Genomic DNA, 21040 nt, shown 5'->3' on the forward strand with positions numbered 1-21040 from the left:
CGGGACCAAAGCCCCGCTCCCTTTTTCGCTCTCTATTCCGCCGCAATCTCCCACTCCAGGTGGGCGGGCAGCAGCCGGTTCAGCATCCGCTCCGCCTCCGCCTGAGACACCCCCAGGCAGCGCTCCACCGTCAGCTTCACCTTTCCACCCTCCAGCGTCACCGTCCCCAGGATTCCGGCGGCCTCCACCAGATCCTTCAGCACCGCCAGAGTGACGGCGCCGCCGTACCCGGCCAGGGCCTTGGCCACCGTGCGCCTGCGGTCCGCCAGCTCTCCCGAGGAGGCCTGGGGCCGGTAGAGCCCCTCCCACCGGTCCAGCTGCCGGGCGGAAGCCGTGGCCGCGAAGAGGTCCTGTTCCAGCGCCTCCATCTCCTCCTCCAACGCCTGCAGCCCCGCCTCATAGGCGTTGATCTCCCAGTCCACGGGGGTTTCCCCTGTCAGCTGATAGACGCCGCTTTCCGAAAGAATCCGGCGGATGTTCTCTCCCCCGGTCATATGCCTCCTCCTATCACAGTACCCCCGGCCACAGGCACAACGCCCGCCGTCCCTTCCACATCCGCGTTGCCGCTGGGAAAGGTCACCCGGCTGATAGCTGGATCCGCGTCCAGGATCACCCGGTTCAGATCCCCCAGATAGACCGCGTCCCCAATCTTCCGCTCCCCAAACCACCGGGCCAAAGCTGCCTGCACCGCTGCCTTTGCCTTGGCAAAATCCGCCTCCGGTCGGACTTTTATATAGCAAGACAGATTGCACCGCCGGGTTGTGGCTGCTTTCACCGTCACGGCGACGCCGGCCTCCCCCATCTCCTGGAAGTCTCCCTCCAAAGCGGCCAGCGTTTCTGCGGAGGGTGCGGCCTTGTCTCCCCAGACATACACCGACACCGTGCCCGCGCCGTTCTCTCTGGGCACCGCCTGGGCATCTGTGACGCCCTCCCGGCTTAGGGCGATATTCTCATAATAGGCGGCGTTTCCCCAGACCAGCGGGCGGCTGTACGCCTCCAAAATCCGCCGGCGGTAGGCCTCGTCGTCCTCCGAATCCGTTCCGCCGGTAAACGGGGCGGGGTTCACCACATAGTTGATGCCGTTCACCTCCGTCACCAGGGTGTTGATATAGCTGGCCGCGGCGTTGCCCTTGCTGCCCCCGGCTACCGCCTGGGCGGGCACCTCCACGGTCACCTTCCCGGCTGGCAGGATTCCATCCTCCGTGGTCTCGTACTCTACGGCCTCGTCCCCATAGGCGGCGCATACCGTTCCCTTGGGAATCACCAGGTCAAAGGTGATGGGCACATACCGGGAAAAGGCCAGCACCCCCGCCGCTTTCCGGCTCTCCTTCCGGAGGACTCCTCTCTGGGCGCCGTGCAGGTCCAGCTGTGGGCCGTCCGCCGTGTGGGGGAAGGCCTGCCGCCAGAGCCAGTCCATCCTGGCCTCCGCCCGGTACAGCTCCCCGGCCAGCACCAGCAGCCGCAGCCCGATGTCCGACACGTCCTCTGGGCTGACCCCGCTTTTTTCCATATAGGCCGACCTCATCCTGTCCAAAATTTCTTTATAGGTTTCCAATCTCCACTTCCCCCTCTCCCAGCGGCGTAACAATGGTAAACGCCATGCCGGCTTCCGTGCTTCTCGCCTGCTCCGCTCGGATTCCCGCAAGCCCCAGCAGCGCCTCATTGGCCAGAGCCAGGGCCCGGTCCTCCCTGTGCTCCTCCTGAGGGTCCAGCTGCCAGAGCCTGCTGCCCAGCTCCCTGTTATAGGGGAACTTCCCCCGGCGCAGCTCCAGGCTTATCCGGGCCCTCTGCAAAAGCTCCTCTAACCCTGACACAGTCTCCGGAAGGCCGGTAGGGCCCAAAACAAAATTGCCCTTCTCCACTTTCAAGTCCACTAGCCGCCCTCCCCCCAGTCAAAGACATGGCCGTTCACCACGACCTGCCCATTGTTTTTTAAAAGGATCTCCGCTCCTCCGGCGGAGTACAGCCGGACCTCTCCGGCCGCCAGCTCCGGGTCCGGCAGGCGGGAGATCCCCGCGCAGTAGCCCCCCAGCATCACCGCCTGGTTTCCTCCCGCGGCCCAGCTGGAGAGGCCGTATGGCAAAAGCTGCTCCGGCTGTTCATAGCGGCTCTCCCCCTGCACGGCGAAGCTCTCCTCCACCACCTGGCCGCTGCGCAGCTTCACGCCCTGCTCACCGGCCAATTTCTTTGTCAGCCACATGGTCCTCCCCCCTTTCCAGTATAAACCGGGTCCGTTCGCCGTTCCTGTCCCGGCAGTACACTCCCCGGCGTACCGGACATCCGGCAAACCGCCCCACCTGGGGGATGGCCACGTCCGCCAACACCCCCCGCAGGGGCCACCAGCTCCCCGCGCAGGTCACCTGGAGCAGAAAACTCCCCCTGCGGGATTCCTCCAGAAGCGCCCGGGGATTCTTCCCGCTTTGGGCGCTTATATACCGCCGGCGTACCGCCGGGGCCTCCGGGTCGCTGTAGGCCACGTCGTAGCCGCCCCGGTATCCCTGCTTCCATACCTGGCTCAGCCGCTGACAGGGCAGCCTGCAGATCTCCGCCTCCATCACCTGGGAGAGCTCGATTTTCCTCTGGGGGATTCCCCCGCAGCACACCACGCCCTCAAAATCCACATAGGGCTCCGTGTCCAGATAGTCCCGGCAGAAACCCGCCAGCACCGTCCAGCAGGAGGTCCCCTTCTCTATGTCCAGTTCTCCCGGCCCGCAGCTCCCGCTCCCAACGATCTTCTGGAACCCCAGCGGCCCCAAAAGCCTTTGGCGCAGGCTTTCCAGAGAGGGCGACTTCATCTTTCTGGGCTCCGCCTCGCTGTCCAGCAGCAGGGCCTCCCGGCTGCGGCAGACCAGCTCCACGAAAAGCCCCGCCGCCGTGAGCCTGGTGTTCTGCTCGTCCACGATTCCCCGGAACACGCCCTCTCCTCTGTCATAGACGCTCACCTCCCGCAGCTCCTCCCAGATCCTGTCCGCCGGAAACACCGCCTTCAGCTGATCGGCGGGGGCGTCCCGGTCAAAGGCCAGCACAGCCTCCTCCGGCTCCCCCAAAAGCATCTGGCCTCCCGAGGCCAGAGTCCCCCAATAGGTCACGGAGCATACACCTCCTCTCCCGCCTCCAGGCAGGCGATATCCCGAATGTGCAGGTTGGCCCGGCGCAGCTCTTCCATATTCCACCCGAACCGGCCCGCATAGTCCCACAGGCTTTCCCCGGCGGCGGCTCTCAGGGCCTCCCGGCCCGGGCCGCCTTCCCCGGCCCGGCACTCCGTAAAGCCAAAGCCGTACTTCACAAGTCCGCTCCCCTCTTCCCCCAGCAGCTTAAGGGAATCCATCACCGCGAAAAAGGGCTCCATGCCCGGCAGCAGCAGGCTCCCCGGCCCGCCCTGGGCAAAGACCTCCTCCAGCCGCCTCCACTGTTTCATGGCGTCCGCCCCAGTAAAATACCCCTCTCCGGACACCCTGCGCTTTTTGGGCCCCAGGTCCGCCGCCCAGCTGCCCGCGAAGGGCAGGGCCGTCTCCTTGAGGTTTCTGGCGCACTCCACGTTCAGGCTGGTGGGGTTCACCCGCCAGGTAAACCCCTTGAAGCTCATGGTCATCAGATTCATTCCGTCCCCCCTTCCAGCTGAGAGGGATACCGTCGGCTGTCCCTCTGGATCTCCCGGCTCAATTCTTCCGCCCGCTCCATGCTCTCCACGTTCACTCCTCCTTTACCAAAATCCCCGTCAGCGTCCCCGCGCCTCCGGCGGAAAAGCTCTTCCACCGGCAATGGCGGTACTCTCCCGCCTGGCCCCCCAGCCGCAGGGTAAAGTCCGTCCATTCGCCCAGGCCTTCCGCCCCGCTCAGGCCTTGTAGCTCCACGGTGTATTCATTTTTGTTTTGCATGAGAAACGGTTCGTCCTCTCCAACCGCCCGCAAGGCCCGGGCCTTCTCCCCTTGGGAGGCCTTCCAGCCGCTCACTCGAAGCTCCTGGTCGTTGATCCACACCGGATAGCTCTTTTTGCTTCCCGTTCCTCCCGTCTGCCCCGGCGGGGTGAACAGATACCAGCACGAGACCGCGATTCTCCCCGTGGCCTTGTCCACAGCGGCCGCGCCCCGCTCCATCTCCGCCAGATTGGCGTCCAGGGTCCCAGCCGCCTGGTCCATCCCCGCCAAAACGCCCTCTTCCGCGCCGGGCCTGGCGCTCCTGGGGAGATACAGGGTAAACCCCAGTTTTACCTCCCAGCTCTCCCCGGCGGATTTCTCCTTGAGGACGCTGCCCGCCGCCAGGATTTTCTCCCCCAGCCGGGGGACGGCTCCGGGCTCGTAGGCTGCCCGGAAATTCACCTGGGGCATCGCCTGCCGGAAAGCCTCCAGCAGCCCCTGCAGCAGCTCATTGCCCCGCATCTTCCTCCACCTGCCTTTCCAAAACCAGCCTGTCGAAAACCTTCGTCCCCCCGATCTCCAGGGCCTCCGCCTTTAATACGCCGTAACGCCGTCCCCCCTGCTCCAGTATATCTCCAGGCGCCGCCCCAGCCGCGCTGCCGGTAAAGATATAGACCGGCTGGCAGAGAGTTCCTATCTCGTGGCGCTCTCCCGGGACATGCCCGCCGCTTTGGCCCTTCAGACGCGTCACCTCTCCCCGACAGGCCGTCCTAGAGCCGTCCGCCCGGACCAGCTCCCCGGCCTCCATCCTCCTGCTCACCGTCTTGGAAATGTCCTTCACCCCGTTTGAACCTCCCCTCATGCCTGGCCGAAGTAAAAGCCCTCCTCCCGGAGAAAGCCCCTGCACGCCCGGCGTTTTTCCTCCCGCAGCATGGCAGCGTACTCCGCCCGCCTGCCCAGCTCCATCTTAAGCTCCGGCGAGCTCACCACCTCCGGTCCCGCCGCCTGATCCAAAAGCGCCAGCTGATAGAACGCCTCCGCAGCCGCCAGGGCCTCTGCGGCTTCGGGAATTTCTTCCAAGCCTGGGCGCAAAAGCTCCGCCACGGCCGCCGCGCACTCATCGCACAAAGCCTGGCACAGCCGCTCCCTTGCCACATCCTCCCCATCGGGGGCTTCTCCCGCGTACCTTTGGAACTTTTCCACTACACGCTCCACACCGATCTCCATATTCCCCTCCTGAAACAGCAATTTGACGAATACGGAACGCGCTGGAAAGCCGGCTGAAATAGTAACCGCGCCTGCAACTATACCGGCCTCCCAGCAGGCGGCGCGCCGCCTGTTCCGCTTCTTTGTCCGAACCCTACGAATCTATGTCCCGGCCCAATCCATCCTCAGTGCCCTTCGGGTCCGAACCGTTCTCCTTTTCCAAAAATCAGGCGGCTCACGCCTTAGGCGTGCAGTCCAGGCCCGCCACCGCGTTGGGGAAGATTTTCGAAAAGCCGCAGGTCATGCTGATTGCCGCCCGTTCCAGCTGCTTGTCGATGAGCTTGTCGTAGTCTACAGAGATCTCGCCGGCCTGCACCATCTCCAAAGCGCAGTTCTTGTCCAGAGCCAAAATTTTGTTCGCCGCCATCTCCGGCACATGGATAAGGTTTGCGCCCAGAGGACTGCACAGCTTACCCGTGCCCTGGAAGTTCATCCCGGCCTGGGCGTCTTTGAACTCCGGAATCTGTAAGAGCTTCTGGATGACGGCGGTGCCGGCCACCACGGTGTTCAGCTCATAAGGAGCCAGCGCGGCCCACAGCGCCACAAAATCACCATAGTTCGGGGTGCCTCCCTCGGTGAACTCCAATGCGTTGTCCCCGGAGCCGGTCAGTACGTCTACCGCGTCCTTGGTCTGGGCAGCGGCGATATAGGCGCCAATCTGCCGCAGCGCCACGGTAAGCAGATCCAGCTTCTGAAAACGCAGGGCTTCATAGGAGCTCACCAGCATCCGGCCCCGCTTCTGGAGCTTCACCAGGCTGGCGCTCATTCTGATATTGGTACTGGGCAGCTGGGACCCCTCGGCCGTCACCGCCAAAGCCGGGGCCGCGGTGTCCACATCGGTGGAGATGGGGCGGTAGTCCAGGGCGTCGATCTTCGTCACAGTAGCCACCAGGTCCTGAATTTTGTTGGCACTCTCCATGCCCAGGGCCACTGCCCTAGAGACATATTCCGGGAACAGCGCCGCGCTGGAAGAGCTCTGGAAAAATTTTTCCACCGTGCCGGAGCCGGGCCCGCTCACCCTGATGCCAAAGCGCTTCAGCTGGCGCTGATAGGCGTCCAGCCCCTCCAGAGGGGTGCCCCGGTAGTTTTCCGAGCTGTCCAACTCCTCCAGCACCTGGGTAAAGCTCTTGCCCGGGGTGGAATACATGCCCTTCTCCAAAGAAACATTTTCGTAATAAGCCATACTTTCTTCCTCCTAAAAATAATTTCTTTTTATTATGCGGCTTTCACCGCGAAGTCCGTGCCAAGAAAAGCCTAAATCCGGAACTCCCGGTTTTCCCCCTTTTCCCGGGTCTCCTCCCGGGGCTTCAGCTGAGGCGTCAGGGGCAGAATTTTCTGGGCCATCTGCCGGTAGGTTTTTTCCATCTGGGCCAGCTCGGCAATGCCCATGCCCTTTACAGCCGCCTCCATCACCGCTCTGGGCATATCCGGCTGAACCACCGCGCTGTACTTAAACACCTCGCGTTCCAGCTCCCGGCGGTACTCCTCCCCCCAACGGGCTTTTTCCGCCAGCTGCCGGAAGCGTCGCCCAATGCCCTCAATCTGCGCTTTTGTCAGCAGGACGTCCTCCGGCTTTTCCCAGAGCTTTTCCACCTCTTCCTGCTGGAACCGTTTCACCACTCCCGCTCCCCGCTGGGCGGGCACCGCCACAAAAGAGCACTCATAGGCGTCGGTAGGCTCCAGCAGAAGGCAGTGGGCCACGGCGCCGCCATACTCCCGGCCTTTCTGATGCTTGCACTCCTCCTTGCCGCACACGCTGCAAACCCGGCGCTTCACGCTGCAGCTCACGCTTACTTCTTTTAGAATCCCGCTTTCAATCAGCTCAATCGTCTCCCCATTTCCCTTCGTTCTGGGGAGATACGCCCTGGCCGTCAGCTGAACCAGCTCCTCCCCTGTCTGGGTAGTCCGTCCGGGCTTGTGTTCCAGCCGTGTCTGATAGATTCGGGCGGTCTGGTTGGCGCTTTTGCACTCATGATCGAAAATGCAGGTCTTTCCCAGAAAAAGCTCTTTCAGCGCTTTCAGGCTCTCCACCGGGAACCGCTCCCAGTCCCTGTCCACCTCGTTGTCGCACAGCACCAGAGAAAACGCATATACCTCCTCCGGCGCGTAGGCCCGGCGAGTATACCGGTTGATGGCCTGCATCTCCTCTGGCCCTGGGATCTCTGTGGATTTCACCACTCGGCCTTCCTTCATTGCTCCACCTCTTTCTCTTTTTCGTTCCCCTTTTCCTTCTCCCGCTCCAGCTCATATTCCAGCTTGGCGGCTCTGGCGTTCAAATACCTGGCGTTGGCATGGTCCACCTCGTCCTGCATGGTGATCTCGTCCCAAAGAATCTCGCACTCCGGCCGATAGCCCTCCAGGGCCAGCCAGGTGCGGCAGATTTTCTTGGCCACAGGGGTCAGAATCCGCCGGTAGGCCTCCAGCTCGCTGGTAAGCACATCCGCCTGCTGGCTGGACATCCGCTCTGTAGACGACCAGGACAGCCCCAGCAAGAAGGGGGGCAGCCCCAGCTTTGCCACAATCTGCTCCAGCATCTGGCGCACAGGCACATCGCTCTCCAGAATCTGATTGTCCGCGCCTATGGCTTTGATGGAAACGTCCCCCACGGCCACGAAGTCCCGGGGATCCCGGCTGCTCATGGCGGATTTCCATTCCTCCGCCATTTGCCGGGCCCGCTCCGCCGCGCCGTTAAGAACGCCTTCGGGCTTGCAGGTCACGGCGAACCTCACATTGCCCAGCCGGTCCCAGTTCACCCCCAGGGTCTGGTAGATCTTCAGCAACACATCGCTGACAAAGGGCAGCCCCCGCAAAAGGGAAGTGCCCCAGGGCGAGCCCGCCGGTGGATTCAGCGCCGACACCACCAGCAGCTCCGGATACTGGCACTCCCTCTTTCCGTCCGACTCCCAGACGGAAACTTTGACTCCCATGGCCTGGTCCGCCTCCAGGCTCAGATGCTGGAGCCCGGCATTATACAGCGCTCCCAGCCGCCCCCCGGAAAGGACCATCTCCCCCACGGCGTTGCCATACGTAATCAGTTCCTCCAGATAGATGCCCAGGAACTCGTTGATTCCGGCCCCGGCCGCGTTCACCTGCACATTCTGCAAAAAATCATTCAGCCTCTCCTGGGCCTCTTCCTCATGGCAGACCGCCTGAACTTCCCCGATCAGCCTGCGCAGTTTATACACCGACGCGTCAATAATCGGCACCGACTCCCGCAGCGCCCGATACAGCTCCCGTTCCCCCGCTCCCAGGGGTAAGGCACTCCCTTGGAGCTTTGGCCTTGTCTGCACGCTTACCGCCGCGGCCTGGGCTTCCTTTTTCCGCAAACCCAGCATAACCGCCTCACTCCTTTCCAGAAAGATGTTTTCTCGATCTCATGCAAACCTCCTTTCATATACCCCTCAAAAACCCGCTTCTGTAGCCTAGAAAAAGACAACTTTTCCCCAAAAACAAAAAATTTTTTAAAAAAATCCCGTTCTGCTTCCAAAAAACCGACCTACTGTTTAAGAATCCCTTACTTTTGCCCGCAAGCTATTGCGTCCCCCGCTCCTTCGTGCTATAGTTAACACAGTTCAAAGAATCCTCGGATTCCTCTGAACCCGACGGGGAGGTTAACGCCTCCTAAGCCGCCTGGCTTAAAAACCGCGTTACCGGTTTTCAAGCGTGTTTCCATGGAATGTCGGCAGAGCAAAATTACGCGAAGAGGTGCATCAATATGGCAGACTATAACAATGGCGGATATCGGCCCCAAGGCCAGCAGCCTATGTACAATCCCCCTCAATACCAGCCCCAGGCGGGCATAGACCCGCCTCCTGGCTACGTGCAGAAAAGCCGGGTGGCGGCGGGTATTCTGGGCATCCTGCTGGGAGCCTACGGCGTACACAGCTTTTATCTGGGAAATACCTCCCGGGGGCTGGTGCAGCTGCTCGTCTCTCTGCTCACCTGCGGGTTCGGAGCCATCGCAATGGAAATCTGGGGCATCCTGGACGGCATTAAGCTGCTGGACGGCCGCATCAACACCGACGCCAACGGCGTTTTCCTGAAAGACTAGCAAAGGAGGAACCACAATGAGCGAGTTTGAAAATAAAGATACCGGCCTGGAACCCACAGAACCCCAGGCTGTGCCGGAAGCCTCTTCCACCCCGGCGCCTCCCCAGGCCCCTCCGGTTCAGGAGTCCCAGCCGGAAGCGCCCCAAGCTCCTGATGCTCCGGCGGAGCAGGCCGCGCCTGATTCCCAGGAGGCCGCCGGCCGCCCTGTGCCCCAGCTCACTCTGGAGCCGGATCCCGCGCCGCCCGCGTTTGTGTTCCCCGATCCGCCCAAGGCGCCGGAGCCTCCTCCCCAGCCCGTGGAGCAGCCTCAACCGGAACCTCAGCCAGTCCAATACGCCCAGTACAACTACAACTTCAATCCCCCGCCCCAGCCGGATCCCAACACCTACCAACAGCCGCCCTATGCCCAGCAAAACGGCTATCAGCCCCCCAACTACACCGCCCAGAGTTACCAGCCTCAGCCTCTCCAGCAGCCCAAATACACCACGCCTCCTGTGGGGTATCAGCAGAAGAGCCGTCTGGCCGCGGGCATTTTGGCTGTCGTGTTCGGCGTGTTCGGCGTGCACAATTTCTATATGGGCTTCAATACCCGGGGCACCCTACAGCTGATTCTGGCTTTGGCCGGCGGCTTGCTCACCTGCGGCATGGGCACAATCGCCGCCCTCATCTGGGGCTTTATAGAGGGCGTTTCCCTCCTGTCCTCCGCCACCCCTCGGTTCGATGGCAACGGCGTTATCATGCGGGACTGACGGGCTGGGAAAGACCTATACTCCCGACGAGCTAGAGGACCTGATCCGCGCCTATATCAAAGGTTTGGAGGAAAAATAACCGCAAGGACGGGGCATCCCGTCCTTTTCTTTTTGTTTTCCCGGCCGGCAGGTGTTTACAAACCGGGAAAAAGATGGTAGAATATATGTTAATTTCCATTTTGTCCCAAGGAGGCCGCTTCCATGAAAAGCAGAAACGCACAAAAAATTATTGTCCGCGTTGTGGCGGGGCTCTTAGCTCTGCTGATGCTGGCCACGGTTTTTTCCGTGCTGCTTTTTCGGTAACGCTTCCAGGAGGAATGCAGAATGAAACCATTTTGGGGAATCATAAAGAGAAACGCCTTTTCCGGGCGAATGTGAAGCAGCCCGCTTTTTACTGCTTTTTTTACTGCTTATAGTATAGATTTTAAGCGTCAGCATTTTTATATGGGCGCGTGAGTGCGCGCGCTGGCTGATTGCGGAGCACAAGTCCAGGCGGGAACTTTTGGCTGGGATACTGTGCCCAGAGCTGGCCGGTTCCGGGGCCCAGGGAACTTTTTTCTCAGTTGCAAAAGAGATTCATCTCACTGTGCGAGATGAACTCTCCGTCCCCTCTTGCAAGAGTTTTGCTTTGCAAAACTCGGATAGTTAATCGAGCAGAGCGAGATTAACTATTATTCACACCCTCAAAAAATGCGCTTCTCAGGTGTTTAAGGTCAAGGGCAAGATCGTGGAGCTCCGCTCCACACCTCGCAACCTTTAAAAAGGTTGACGAAACTTTTACCCTGGTTAGCTGAGCTAAAAACGTGAATTGTCTGCGACGAACGAAGTGCGGAAGCAGGGTAAAAGTTTTTGAGACTTATCGAAGGTAACGCCTTAAACTTCTTTTCAAAAAGTTGTGGGGTTTGGGGGCAACAATCGCCGGTGGGGAAGAAGTTCATGCAAGCATGAACTCTCGTTCTGACCCGACCGAGTCGGCAGGCGAGACCCAACACCCCAAGGTCTATAAAGCACAAAAATCACCGTTATTGGGAGGAAATCATGAATCCGAAAGAACCTTTCTATATCACCACCGCCATTGCCTACACGTCCGGCAAGCCTCACATCGGCAATGTCTCCGACCCCGTGGTCGCCGACGCCATCGCCCGCTTCAAGCGGATGCAGGGCTATGATGTGTACTTTCAGACCGGCACCGACGAGCACGGCAAAAAGAACGAGCAAAAGGCCAAAGCTCAAGGGGTCACCCCCAAGGAATTCGTAGACCAGACTTCCGCCATAGTCAAGGCTCAGTTCGATCTGATGAACCTCAGCTACGACCACTTTATCCGCACCACGGACGATTACCACGAGCGGGAAGTCCAGAAAATCTTCAAGAAGCTCTACGAGCAGGGAGACATCTATAAAAGCTCTTATGAGGGCCTCTACTGCGACGAGTGCGAATCCTTCCTCACAGAGAGTCAGCTGGTAGACGGCAAATGCCCCGACTGCGGCCGGCCCCCCCGCCCGGAAAAGGAAGAGGCCTATTTCTTTAAAATGAGCAACTATGCCCAGCGCCTCATCGACCACATCAATAGCCACCCGGACTTTATCCAGCCTGTCTCCCGGCGCAACGAGATGATGAACAACTTTCTCTTGCCGGGCCTTCAGGACCTGTGCGTATCCCGCACCTCTATCAAATGGGGCGTGCCCGTGGACTTTGACCCCCAGCATGTGGTCTACGTGTGGCTGGACGCCCTCACCAACTATATCACAGGCCTTGGCTACCACTGCGATGGGGAGAACGGCGAGCTCTTCCATAAGTACTGGCCCGCCGCCCTCCACGTCATCGGCAAGGATATCACCCGCTTCCATACCATCTATTGGCCTATCTTTCTGATGGCCCTGGGGCTTCCCCTGCCCAAGCAGGTGTTCGGCCACCCCTGGTTCATGATGAACGGGGGCAAGATGAGCAAATCCGCCGGCAATGTGCTGTACGCAGATGATCTGGTGGAAATTTTCGGCGTAGACGCCGTGCGCTATTTCGTCCTCCGGGAACTGCCCTTTGAAAACGACGGCAATATCACCTGGGAACTGGTCAACGAGCGGGTGAACGGGGATCTGGCCAACGTTCTGGGCAACCTGGTAAACCGGACCGTGTCCATGGTAAACCGCTATTTGGGCGGCAAGGTAGCGCACACCGGGGCGGCCGCTCCCGAGGACCAGGAGCTCCTGGAATGCGCTGCGGCCTGCCGGGACAAGGTGGCGGAAAAAATGGACCAGCTCCACACCGCCGACGCCCTCACAGAGCTCTTTGCCTTGTTCAAGCGCTGCAACAAGTATATCGACGAGACCACCCCCTGGGTGCTGGCAAAAGACCCTTCCCAGCAGTCCCGGCTCTCCACGGTGCTCTATAATCTGGTGGATTCCATCACCACCGGCGCCTCCCTGCTGTCCCCCTTCATGCCCGCCGCCAGCGAATCCATTCTCCGCCAGCTGGGAACCGAGCCCCTCTCCTGGGACCGGCTGGACCAATCCCGCAATTACCCTGAAGAGGGCGGCCAGGTAGTCTCCCAGCCGGAAATTCTCTTCCAGCGCCGGGAACTGGAGGAAATTTACAAGGCTCTGGAAGAGAAGTATGGTCCGGCCCCAGCCGGGGCCGAAGAAAAGGCCCGGCAGAAGCTCCAGGCTGAAATCGAGGGCATCGCCAAGATCGATATCGAGCACTTCGGGGCCGTGGACCTGCGGGTGGCGAAGATCACCGCCTGCGAGCCTATCAAACGCTCCAAAAAGCTCCTGAAGCTCACCCTGGACGACGGAACCGGCACCCCCCGCACCGTGGCCTCCGGCATCGCTCCCTGGTATCAGCCGGGGGACCTGATTGACCATCATGTGATCGTGGTGTCCAATCTGAAGCCCGCCAAGCTCTGCGGCGTGGAGAGCCAGGGCATGATCCTGGCCGCCGACGCCGGAGAGGACGTACAGGTGATCTTTGTGGACGGCATCGCGCCCGGCTCAAAGGTCCGGTAAACAGCCTTTGGAAAGGAATCCCCTTCACCATGGATCAGGAGCTTTACACCATCTATGATTCCCACGCCCACTATGACGCGGAGGCGTTCGACGAGGACCGGGCCTGGCTTTTGGGCCAGTGGCTTCCCCTTAACGGCGTGAAATGCGTCATCAATATGGGCACCCGGCTGCGCACCTGCGCCTCCACTGTGGGCCTGGCGGATTTGAACCCCTATGTGTTCGCCGCTGTGGGCATCCACCCGGAGGAGATCGACGACTCTCTTCCGGAAAACTGGCTGGACTGCCTGAAGGTCTGGCTGGAGAGCAGCCCCAAGGTGGTGGCCATCGGGGAGATCGGCCTGGACTACCACTGGGAGGACTGCGCCCCCCGGCAGCGGCAGATGGAGGTGTTCTCCGCCCAATTGGCCCTTGCCGGCCGTATGGGGCTTCCTGTCTGCGTCCACGACCGGGACGCCCATGCCGACACCCTCTCCCTTCTCCGGCACTATAGGCCCCAGGGCGTGCTCCACTGCTTTTCCGGCAGCGCGGAAATGGCCCGGGAGGTAGTGGAGCTGGGCATGTATATCGGCTTGGGCGGCGTGGTCACCTTTAAAAACGCCCGCAAAGCGGTAGAGGTAGCCCGCGCGGTTCCTCTGGACCGCCTGCTGCTGGAAACCGACGCCCCCTATATGTCCCCCGAACCCTACCGGGGCAAGCGGAACGACTCCGCCAAAATTCCCTATACAGCTGAAAAGATCGCCGAAATCCGGGGAATTTCCACCAAAGACGTGCTCAATGCCTCCAATGCCAACATACGCCGTCTTTTCAATCTGGAGGGCCTGCTGGATCAGCCCTCCTTCAATACTTAAAGAAAGGCGGGCCAGCCCACCGGCACGCCATGGGAGTATTTTGTTATGGAAAACGAAAGAAGCGAATCCAACCTCCTCTATGGGGCCAGAGCCATCTACGAACACGGACTGAATCTCTACGTCAACGTCACGAATCGGTGCCCCAACCGCTGCGACTTCTGTCTGCGCCAAAACAGCAAGGGAAGCCTGTATGCCGATAATCTGTGGTATCAGGGGGGAGAACCCTCCAAAGAGGAATTCTGGGCTCTTTTACAGCGCCGGGACCTTCACCGCTATCCAGAAATCGTGTTCTGCGGCTACGGCGAGCCCGCCTGCCGTTGGGATGACGTGATGTGGCTCTGCGACAAAATCCGGCAAACCGGCTCCCATTTTATCCGTGTCAATACCAACGGGCTGGCAAACCTGATTACCGGGCGCAACGCCGCCCTGGACCTGGATGGCCGGGTGGACGCGGTTTCCATCAGCCTGAACGCCAGCACTCCAGAGGGGTATGACGCCCTCTGCCACAGCCAGTTCGGCCTGCGGGCCCTGCCGGCGATTCTCCGCTTTACCAGCACCGCCGTGCTCAATGTTCCCCATGTACGCATGACGGCGGTGAGCACCATGCCCAAGGCCGAGCTGGAGGCCTGCCGACAGGTAGCGGAAAGCGTGGGCGCGGATTTCTTTATCCGGGAATATATTCCAGAATAACCGGCACACTATCCTTGAGAGGCGCTTTCCTCTGGCAAAACGTCTCTCAAGGAGGTGTTTCTGTGGGATGGCGGAAAGCGTTTTTCTCCGTTCTGGCCTGTACATTGGCCCTGTGCCTGTTTGCGGCCTGTGCGGCATCCACCAGTGGTCCGGCCGAAGGGTCCGAATTGGGCGGGCTTACCAGAATAGCTGCAATAGAATCTGAGGCCGCCGGGACTCCGGCGGCTTTCTACTTGACAGAAAGCCCTTAGAAGGGTAGAATATAGCATAGAACTATGGATTATGGGGTTTTCCGGCTTTTTTCGTCTGGCTTGCGGGGGCACGGCCTCCGGCCCTGGAGGAGAGGTAGATGAAGCGTGCTACATAGAAAAAATTTCTTTGGTTTTTTTGTAACTTTTTGCCTGGTTTTCGCGTCTTTATTGTATGTTTCCTTTTCCGCCCAGGGGCAGTCCGCAGAGCCTACGTCTCCCCCCATTCCCCAGCCCAGCCAGGCTTTCTATTACCACGATGAATCCAATCTTCTCAGCGAAAGCACCCGTTCCGCCATTTTGGAAAAAAACACCCAACTGAATCAGAATTACGGCGTCCAGCTGGTAGTGATGGCGGTGGATACGCTCCCCGTCTCCGGCTATACCCAGCGGGTGGAATACCTTCGGAATGTCCTGTCCTCTTGGCAGGCGGGCGGCCCAGAAGGCCGGGGGCTGATTCTGGCCCTGTCCATCTCTGACGGAGACTATCTGGCGGTTGCGGGGAAAGGGCTTCAGGAGCTTTTCACCACCCAGGCCCTAAAATCCTTGCTGGATACCCATTTGGAACCGGATTTCAGCTCCGGTTCCTATGACGCCGGCACAGAGAAATTCTTCTCCGCTGCCGCCGCCCAGGTTGAGGAATACGCGGCCGCCCATCCCGAAAAGTTCTCTCCGGGCGAACCTTCCGCAAACTCTTCCCGGGCCCAAACTTCTTCCCGCGAAAAAGACGCGGGCTCTTTGGTGCTGGTCTGGGTAGCCTCCATCGCCGGAGCCGTCGCGGTGATTTGCATCGCCGTCTACTTTTTTATTGGACACAGCACCAGAAACCGGCGCGCTGTACACCGGCGCGTCTCGATGATTACCCCGCCCCGGTCCAATGTGCTCCGGCATGAAAGCCGCCCCACCGTCCAGATCAAATCCTCCCGCCAAACCACCGGCGTCTACCGAAATCAAAAGCCCACCAGTTCCACCCGCGGCCGGAACAGCGGCGACTGGCGGCAGTAATAGGAGCATGTCCTTTTAAGAACCCCGCGTCATGCTCAGGAAAAAATGCCCCTAAGGAGATCTTTCCATGGTTTTTGCTGATTTGTTCTTTATCTATATTTTTCTGCCCCTGGTGCTCATCTGCTATCTTTTGGCCCGCAGCCTTCCCACAAAGAACGCGGTGCTCATTGTCTTTTCCCTGATTTTCTATGCCTGGGGCGAGCCCCTGTGGGTGGTCCTTCTGGTATTCAGCTCCCTGCTCAACTGGGCCATCGGCCTGGTCATTGAGCGAAACCGGGGATCCGGTGGGGCAAAAGCTGCGGTCGCGGCCGGCATTGTCATTGATATTGCCCTGCTGGTCATATTCAAATACAGCGGCTTTCTGGTGGAAAATCTCAATGCCCTCACCGGCCTGGGCCTGCCCGTCCCACAAATCCGTATGCCCATCGGCATCAGCTTCTTCACCTTCCAGGCCATCTCCTATATTTTGGACTGCTACTGGGAAACGGTGAAAGTTCAGCGGCATTATACCCGCTTTCTCCTCTATCTCTCCCTGTTCCCTCAGCTGATTGCCGGGCCCATTGTGCGCTACAGCGTGGTTGAAGATGAGATTGAGAACCGTTCCGTCACGCCCACCGACCTGTGCGAGGGGGCCCTGCGGGTGATTATCGGCCTCTCAAAAAAGGTGATTCTGGCCAACAATCTCTGGGCTATCGTGGATGTCTTTTTCGGCAAGGATATCACCGGTCTTTCCGTGCTGGGCACCTGGTACACGGTGATTGTCTATTCCCTGTATGTCTACTTCGACTTCAGCGGCTATTCGGACATTGCCATCGGCCTGGGCCGCATGTTTGGCTTTCATTTCGACGAGAACTTCCGCCACCCCTTCGCCTGCAAAACCATCGCCGAGTTCTGGCAGCGCTGGCATATCTCTTTGGGCTCCTTTTTCCGGGACTATCTGCTCTATGTCCCCATCTTTGGCCAAAACCGGAAATACCTCAGCCTGTTTCTGGTGTGGTTCTGCACAGGGGTCTGGCATGGCGCGGCCTGGAATTACATGCTCTGGGGGCTATATTTCGGCTTTTTCATCTTCTTTGAGCAGAAGCTGGGAAAAAAGCGCATCAAAAGCTGGCCTCTTTGGTGGAAGCATATTTACAGCAAGCTGGTGATCATCATTGGCTTTGGAATCTTCTATTTTGAGGATCTGGGCCAGCTGGGACAGTTCTTCCTGAATATCTCCGGCATCAGCATGCTGGCAAACTCCGCTCCCTTCTTCGATCCCATCACCTGGTCCTCCCTGTTGAACAACCTATTCTTGGTGGCGGCCTCCATCGCCTTCAGCCTTCCCATTCTTCCTAAGGTCAAAGGGTTCTTCCTGGAAAATTCCAGCGCCGCCCTCTACACCGCCGGACGGGTAGGGTCGGCGGTGGCCTGTCTGGGCCTGCTGGCAGTTGTCAGCGTCCTTCTGGTGGATTCCACAAACAACGTCTTTCTGTATTGGAGGTTTTAGCGATGGCTCCCACAAATCAGACTCGCGGCGGCAGGCATTACGCCCAGCCGGGCCAGCCGGCGTCCGCCTCCCGTCCCTCTCAGGAGCGCTCCCATTTGGTAGAGCCTTCCACCAGCGCCTTTACCCAGTACACCGCCTACCGCTCCGATTATCCCCCGTTGTACACGCTGGACGAAGACCCGCCTCCCTCCCTGGACCTCACCGGGGAATTCCCCGTACACCTGGACGACGCCCCTTCACCGGAGCCCGGCCCGGAGGGCTGGGAATCTTGGGAGGGCCCGGCGCCCCTGGAGGAGGAGTACCAGTCCGCCTATGTCCCTGACGGCTCCTACATTGTCCGGGACTCCACCCACCCGGCCCAATCCGCCTCTCCCCGGACCCGTGCCCGGGACCGCCGGGCAGAGAGCCGCGCCCTTCTGGAAAAGCGCCTCTCTTTGGTGGTCCTGGGCCTGCTGGCCTGCTCTTTCGGTTTGGGCGTCCTTTTGCTTCTGCTGCTGCCCCGGTCCACCGAGTCCAAAATTGAAAAACGGCTGCTGGCAGAGTTTCCGAAGTTCTCCCTGGAGAGCTATTTTTCCGGAGACTACACTGCGGGAATCGCCACCTTTTTCGATGATACCGTCCCCAACCGGGACGGCCTGAAAAACCTGCGCAGCAATATCATGTCCCTTTTTGGCCTGCCCAAGTCGGAAAACTCCGTGGAATTCGTGGGCAAGGTGAATCAGGTAAATAAGAATGATAAGGAGACCAGCTCCGCCCCTCCGCCCTCTGCAACGCCCCTGGCGGATCCCGGCTCTCAGCCTGCCTCCCAACCCGACTCCGCCGGCCAGCCCGCCGCCGTGAGCCTAGACGGGGCCGCCGGCCGGCACATGGACGCGGCGGCCACTCCCACGCCACCTCCCCCCGCGCCCCCAAAGGCCGAGGAGGCCAACATGACGGAGAACGGCCTCATTGTGCTAAAGCTAGACGGCCACTACCGGGCCCTGGAACTTTTCGGCGGCGGCTCCGGCGACAGCTATATCCAGGCCTTGAATAGCCTCCAGGGGCAGGTGGGCCAGGGCGTGAAGATCTGGTCCATGCCCGCCCCTCTGGCCTGCGAGTTCTACACCCCCAGCGAATACTCCAGCTATACCAGCAGCCACTCCCAGTGCTTTGACGCCATCGCAGCCCGGCTGGATCCGGGCATCCAGTCCATCAACCTCTGCCCTGTGCTGGCCCAGCACACAAGTGAACCCATCTACTGCCGCACCGACCACCACTGGCAGGCGCTGGGAGCCTACTATGCCGCCCAGGCTTTCGCGGGCGCCGCCGGGGTCCCTTTCGACGACCTGAGCACCTATCAGGAGGTAAAAAAAGAGGGCTTTGTGGGCAGCATGTACAGCTTTACCCAGTCCGCCAACCTGCTCAACGACCCGGAGGACTTCGTCTACTATCTCCCGGCCAAAACGCCCCAGGCGGTCTACTATGATACCGCCTTCAGCGAATGCCAGTGGGATGGCGATGACCTCTTCCAAGAAAGAGCCTCCGGTTCCGACTCCTATATGACCTTCTTGGGCGGCGACGAGTACATCGTCAAGGCCTCCGCCCAGGCTCCTAACCAGCGCAAGCTGCTAATCATCAAGGACAGCTACGGCAACGCCATCGTCCCCTTCCTTACCGGCTCTTTCCAAGAGGTAATCGTGGCGGATATGCGCTATATGGAACGCAACCTGGTCAGCTTCATCCGGGATATGGGCGTCACCGACGTGCTCTTCACCATGTCCTCCTACTCCCTGGTAGGAGAAAAGGCCGACCATCTGGACACCCTGCTCACCCAGAACGCCGGCGAGACCATCACGGACCCCCACCCGGGAACCGCGCCGGAATCTTAACCCAGAAAGGACCCGCAAAATGAGAGAACTGGAATACCCCTTTGACCCGGGAACCATCATCCGTAAACGGAAGAGCCTGCGCCGGGCCCTGCTGGAGGACGGCTTCCCCCGTATCCGGAAACGGATCGCCGTGCTGGGGGGCTCCACTACCAGCGACATCGTGAAAACCATGGAGCTCTTTCTGCTGGACGCGGGCATCCAGCCGGAATTCTACGAATCCGAGTACGCCCAGTACTACCAGGACGCCATGTTCCCCCCAAAGGCCCTGCTGGACTTCCGCCCGGATCTGGTGTTCATCCACACTACGGGCCGGAACATCACCGCCTGGCCCGAGCCGGGGGATTCCCCGGAGGCCGTCAACGAAAAGCTGGAGGGTGAGCTTGCCAAGTTCCGGGGGATCTGGGCCAGTATCCGGGAGAAATTCCACTGCCCCATCCTTCAGAACAACTTCGAGAAGCCCTTCTACCGCCTGCTGGGCAACCGGGACGCCTGGGACCCCCACGGCCGGACCAACTTCACCGCCCGGCTGAACGGGGCCTTCGCCGCCTACGCCCAGGAGAACCAGGGCTTCTATCTCAACGACGTAGACTACCTCTCCGCCGATTTCGGCCTGCACCGCTGGGCGGACCCCGCCTACTGGAACATGTACAAATACGCCATGTGCTTCGAGGCCATTCCCGCCTTCGCTTTCAGCGCGGCCAACATCGTCAAGTCCCTGTTCGGCCGGAACAAGAAGGCCCTGGCCCTGGACCTGGACAACACCCTCTGGGGCGGCGTGGTGGGGGACGACGGGGTGGACGGCATCGAGATCGGCCAGGAGACCGGCGTGGCCCAGTCCTACTACGAGTTCCAGAGCTACCTCAAGCAGCTGAAATCCACCGGTGTGCTGCTGACGGTCTGCTCCAAAAACGAGATGGAGAACGCCCTGGCGGGCCTGCGCCACCCGGAAGGGGCCCTGCGGCCGGAGGATTTCGTGGCAATCAAGGCCAACTGGGACCCCAAGGACCGCAACCTGCTGGAGACCGCCCAGGAGCTGAACATTCTGCCGGACTCCCTGGTTTTCGCCGACGACAACCCGGCGGAGCGGGCCATTGTCCGGGCCCAGGTAAAGGGCGCGGCCGTACCGGAGATGGAGGGCGTGGAGAACTACATCGCTGCCATTGACCGGGGGGGCTACTTTGAGGTCACCACCTTCAGCGAGGACGACCGCAAGCGCAGCGAGATGTACCGGGCCAACGCCCAGCGGGCGGCCCAGCAGGCGGAGTTCAGCGACTATAGCGAATACCTGAAGAGCCTAGAGATGCAGGCGGTGATCGACGATTTCCTGCCGGTATATCTGGCCCGGATCACCCAGCTCACCAACAAGAGCAACCAGTTCAACCTCACCACTCGGCGCTACACCGTGGAGGAGATGGAGGCCGTGTTCCAGGACCCGGGCTACATCCGGCTCTACGGCAAGCTGACGGACAAATTCGGGGACAACGGCGTGGTCTCCGTGGTGATCGGCAAGATCTGCGGGGATGTGCTGGACATTGAGCTGTGGCTCATGAGCTGCCGGGTGCTCAAGCGGGACATGGAGCTGGCCATGCTGGACCGTCTGGCGGAGCACGCCCAAAAGGCCGGCATCCGCACCCTTCGGGGCCACTACTACCCCACCGCAAAAAACGCCATGGTCCGAGACCTGTACGGGGGCTTCGGCTTCACAAAAACCAGCGAGGACGGAGACGGCAACGCCGTCTGGGAGCTCTCTCTGGATGGCTACGCGCCCAAATGCTCGGTGATCCAGGTCTCAGGTAACGATGCGATCGGCTAAGACCAAGACCTTGGAGGCTCTGCCTCCAAACCTCCGCAACCTTTGAGAAAGGTAAGACTTCGTAGAACGAAGTCTACGAAACATTTTACCCACTCCTCACTGTGTTCGTCGCACATGACGCCAAGAATGGAGAAATGAGCCAGCTGAGTTTCGT

The 21040-nt window shown here is 60.2% G+C and carries 22 protein-coding genes; 10 read left to right on the top strand and 12 right to left on the bottom strand.

The genetic code is table 11. The features are described 5' to 3' along the window. Window positions 1–32: 32 nt before the first annotated feature. The 12 genes from D7X94_RS14010 to D7X94_RS14060 form a co-directional block, all read right to left on the bottom strand. Window positions 33–494, bottom strand: coding sequence for a DUF2313 domain-containing protein (locus D7X94_RS14010; RefSeq protein ID WP_120428290.1), 462 nt, complete (start codon window positions 492–494; stop codon window positions 33–35). After that, window positions 491–1555 carry a baseplate J/gp47 family protein gene (locus D7X94_RS14015; RefSeq protein WP_158591032.1) on the bottom strand — a complete coding sequence of 355 codons (1065 nt, stop codon included), beginning with the start codon at window positions 1553–1555 and terminating at the stop codon, window positions 491–493. Before D7X94_RS14015 ends, D7X94_RS14010 begins: the two co-directional genes overlap by 4 nt. Continuing rightward, window positions 1542–1874 (bottom strand): histidine kinase, encoded by a 333-nt coding sequence (locus D7X94_RS18545; protein ID WP_158591033.1) that lies wholly within the window; start codon window positions 1872–1874, stop codon window positions 1542–1544. The genes D7X94_RS14015 and D7X94_RS18545 overlap by 14 nt, the downstream gene beginning before the upstream one ends. Further along, window positions 1874–2200, bottom strand: a complete 327-nt coding sequence (locus D7X94_RS14020) for a hypothetical protein (protein ID WP_120428292.1) — start codon at window positions 2198–2200, stop codon at window positions 1874–1876. Before D7X94_RS14020 ends, D7X94_RS18545 begins: the two co-directional genes overlap by 1 nt. Then, a complete protein-coding gene (locus D7X94_RS14025) occupies window positions 2172–3089 on the bottom strand; it encodes a hypothetical protein (protein WP_120428293.1) in 918 nt (305 codons plus the stop codon). Before D7X94_RS14025 ends, D7X94_RS14020 begins: the two co-directional genes overlap by 29 nt. Beyond that, window positions 3086–3601, bottom strand: coding sequence for a DNA circularization N-terminal domain-containing protein (locus D7X94_RS14030; protein ID WP_120428294.1), 516 nt, complete (start codon window positions 3599–3601; stop codon window positions 3086–3088). Before D7X94_RS14030 ends, D7X94_RS14025 begins: the two co-directional genes overlap by 4 nt. A gap of 91 nt (window positions 3602–3692) precedes the next feature. Continuing rightward, complete coding sequence (locus tag D7X94_RS14035) at window positions 3693–4379, bottom strand: hypothetical protein (RefSeq protein WP_120428295.1); 687 nt, start codon at window positions 4377–4379, stop codon at window positions 3693–3695. Continuing rightward, window positions 4366–4698 (bottom strand): hypothetical protein, encoded by a 333-nt coding sequence (locus tag D7X94_RS14040; RefSeq protein ID WP_120428296.1) that lies wholly within the window; start codon window positions 4696–4698, stop codon window positions 4366–4368. Before D7X94_RS14040 ends, D7X94_RS14035 begins: the two co-directional genes overlap by 14 nt. Before the next feature lie 17 nt (window positions 4699–4715). Then, window positions 4716–5084, bottom strand: coding sequence for a hypothetical protein (locus tag D7X94_RS14045; RefSeq protein ID WP_120428297.1), 369 nt, complete (start codon window positions 5082–5084; stop codon window positions 4716–4718). A gap of 214 nt (window positions 5085–5298) precedes the next feature. Beyond that, complete coding sequence (locus D7X94_RS14050) at window positions 5299–6306, bottom strand: phage major capsid protein (protein ID WP_120428298.1); 1008 nt, start codon at window positions 6304–6306, stop codon at window positions 5299–5301. Window positions 6307–6377: 71 nt separating this feature from the next. Beyond that, the gene (locus tag D7X94_RS14055; protein WP_120428299.1) at window positions 6378–7316 is read right to left on the bottom strand and encodes a hypothetical protein; all 939 of its coding nucleotides are present in this window, start codon (window positions 7314–7316) and stop codon (window positions 6378–6380) included. Continuing rightward, window positions 7313–8458 (bottom strand): serine/threonine protein phosphatase, encoded by a 1146-nt coding sequence (locus D7X94_RS14060; RefSeq protein ID WP_120428300.1) that lies wholly within the window; start codon window positions 8456–8458, stop codon window positions 7313–7315. The genes D7X94_RS14055 and D7X94_RS14060 overlap by 4 nt, the downstream gene beginning before the upstream one ends. A gap of 380 nt (window positions 8459–8838) precedes the next feature. Between D7X94_RS14060 and D7X94_RS14065 the strand changes: the two genes are divergently transcribed. From D7X94_RS14065 to D7X94_RS14105, 10 genes are all read left to right on the top strand, one after another. Beyond that, window positions 8839–9174, top strand: coding sequence for a TM2 domain-containing protein (locus D7X94_RS14065; protein ID WP_243111326.1), 336 nt, complete (start codon window positions 8839–8841; stop codon window positions 9172–9174). Window positions 9175–9190: 16 nt separating this feature from the next. Further along, window positions 9191–9922: a TM2 domain-containing protein gene (locus D7X94_RS14070; protein WP_120428302.1), complete on the top strand. Its 732-nt coding sequence runs from the start codon at window positions 9191–9193 to the stop codon at window positions 9920–9922. 1038 nt (window positions 9923–10960) lie between these two features. Beyond that, entirely contained in the window at window positions 10961–12925 is a 1965-nt protein-coding gene (gene metG, locus D7X94_RS14075; protein ID WP_120428303.1) for a methionine--tRNA ligase, read from the top strand. Between the two features lie 29 nt (window positions 12926–12954). After that, window positions 12955–13773, top strand: coding sequence for a TatD family hydrolase (locus tag D7X94_RS14080; protein WP_120428304.1), 819 nt, complete (start codon window positions 12955–12957; stop codon window positions 13771–13773). A 45-nt stretch (window positions 13774–13818) separates the two neighbouring features. Beyond that, the gene (locus tag D7X94_RS14085; RefSeq protein WP_120428305.1) at window positions 13819–14463 is read left to right on the top strand and encodes a TatD family nuclease-associated radical SAM protein; all 645 of its coding nucleotides are present in this window, start codon (window positions 13819–13821) and stop codon (window positions 14461–14463) included. Window positions 14464–14525: 62 nt separating this feature from the next. Then, window positions 14526–14714: a hypothetical protein gene (locus tag D7X94_RS18220; RefSeq protein ID WP_147401742.1), complete on the top strand. Its 189-nt coding sequence runs from the start codon at window positions 14526–14528 to the stop codon at window positions 14712–14714. A 105-nt stretch (window positions 14715–14819) separates the two neighbouring features. Continuing rightward, on the top strand, window positions 14820–15716 hold the full coding sequence (locus D7X94_RS14090; protein ID WP_120428306.1) for a TPM domain-containing protein: 897 nt from the start codon (window positions 14820–14822) through the stop codon (window positions 15714–15716). Window positions 15717–15783: 67 nt separating this feature from the next. After that, entirely contained in the window at window positions 15784–17205 is a 1422-nt protein-coding gene (locus D7X94_RS14095; protein WP_120428307.1) for an MBOAT family O-acyltransferase, read from the top strand. Window positions 17206–17207: 2 nt separating this feature from the next. Continuing rightward, window positions 17208–19073, top strand: coding sequence for a DHHW family protein (locus tag D7X94_RS14100; protein WP_120428308.1), 1866 nt, complete (start codon window positions 17208–17210; stop codon window positions 19071–19073). Between the two features lie 19 nt (window positions 19074–19092). Then, window positions 19093–20886, top strand: coding sequence for an HAD-IIIC family phosphatase (locus D7X94_RS14105; RefSeq protein ID WP_120428309.1), 1794 nt, complete (start codon window positions 19093–19095; stop codon window positions 20884–20886). Window positions 20887–21040: the final 154 nt, after the last annotated feature.

It is taken from the genome of Acutalibacter sp. 1XD8-33 (genome assembly GCF_003612555.1).
Taxonomy (GTDB): domain Bacteria; phylum Bacillota; class Clostridia; order Oscillospirales; family Acutalibacteraceae; genus Acutalibacter.

What these genes read in the sequence shown, in the direction of transcription:
- D7X94_RS14010 (WP_120428290.1), bottom strand. Translation starts at nt 494, where the DNA reads ATGACCGGGGGAGAGAACATCCGCCGGATTCTTTCGGAAAGCGGCGTC.
- D7X94_RS14020 (WP_120428292.1), bottom strand. Translation starts at nt 2,200, where the DNA reads ATGTGGCTGACAAAGAAATTGGCCGGTGAGCAGGGCGTGAAGCTGCGC.
- D7X94_RS14030 (WP_120428294.1), bottom strand. Translation starts at nt 3,601, where the DNA reads ATGAATCTGATGACCATGAGCTTCAAGGGGTTTACCTGGCGGGTGAAC.
- D7X94_RS14035 (WP_120428295.1), bottom strand. Translation starts at nt 4,379, where the DNA reads ATGCGGGGCAATGAGCTGCTGCAGGGGCTGCTGGAGGCTTTCCGGCAG.
- D7X94_RS14045 (WP_120428297.1), bottom strand. Translation starts at nt 5,084, where the DNA reads ATGGAGATCGGTGTGGAGCGTGTAGTGGAAAAGTTCCAAAGGTACGCG.
- D7X94_RS14050 (WP_120428298.1), bottom strand. Translation starts at nt 6,306, where the DNA reads ATGGCTTATTACGAAAATGTTTCTTTGGAGAAGGGCATGTATTCCACC.
- D7X94_RS14055 (WP_120428299.1), bottom strand. Translation starts at nt 7,316, where the DNA reads ATGAAGGAAGGCCGAGTGGTGAAATCCACAGAGATCCCAGGGCCAGAG.
- D7X94_RS14060 (WP_120428300.1), bottom strand. Translation starts at nt 8,458, where the DNA reads ATGCTGGGTTTGCGGAAAAAGGAAGCCCAGGCCGCGGCGGTAAGCGTG.
- D7X94_RS14065 (WP_243111326.1), top strand. Translation starts at nt 8,839, where the DNA reads ATGGCAGACTATAACAATGGCGGATATCGGCCCCAAGGCCAGCAGCCT.
- D7X94_RS14070 (WP_120428302.1), top strand. Translation starts at nt 9,191, where the DNA reads ATGAGCGAGTTTGAAAATAAAGATACCGGCCTGGAACCCACAGAACCC.
- metG (WP_120428303.1), top strand. Translation starts at nt 10,961, where the DNA reads ATGAATCCGAAAGAACCTTTCTATATCACCACCGCCATTGCCTACACG.
- D7X94_RS14080 (WP_120428304.1), top strand. Translation starts at nt 12,955, where the DNA reads ATGGATCAGGAGCTTTACACCATCTATGATTCCCACGCCCACTATGAC.
- D7X94_RS14085 (WP_120428305.1), top strand. Translation starts at nt 13,819, where the DNA reads ATGGAAAACGAAAGAAGCGAATCCAACCTCCTCTATGGGGCCAGAGCC.
- D7X94_RS14095 (WP_120428307.1), top strand. Translation starts at nt 15,784, where the DNA reads ATGGTTTTTGCTGATTTGTTCTTTATCTATATTTTTCTGCCCCTGGTG.
- D7X94_RS14100 (WP_120428308.1), top strand. Translation starts at nt 17,208, where the DNA reads ATGGCTCCCACAAATCAGACTCGCGGCGGCAGGCATTACGCCCAGCCG.
- D7X94_RS14105 (WP_120428309.1), top strand. Translation starts at nt 19,093, where the DNA reads ATGAGAGAACTGGAATACCCCTTTGACCCGGGAACCATCATCCGTAAA.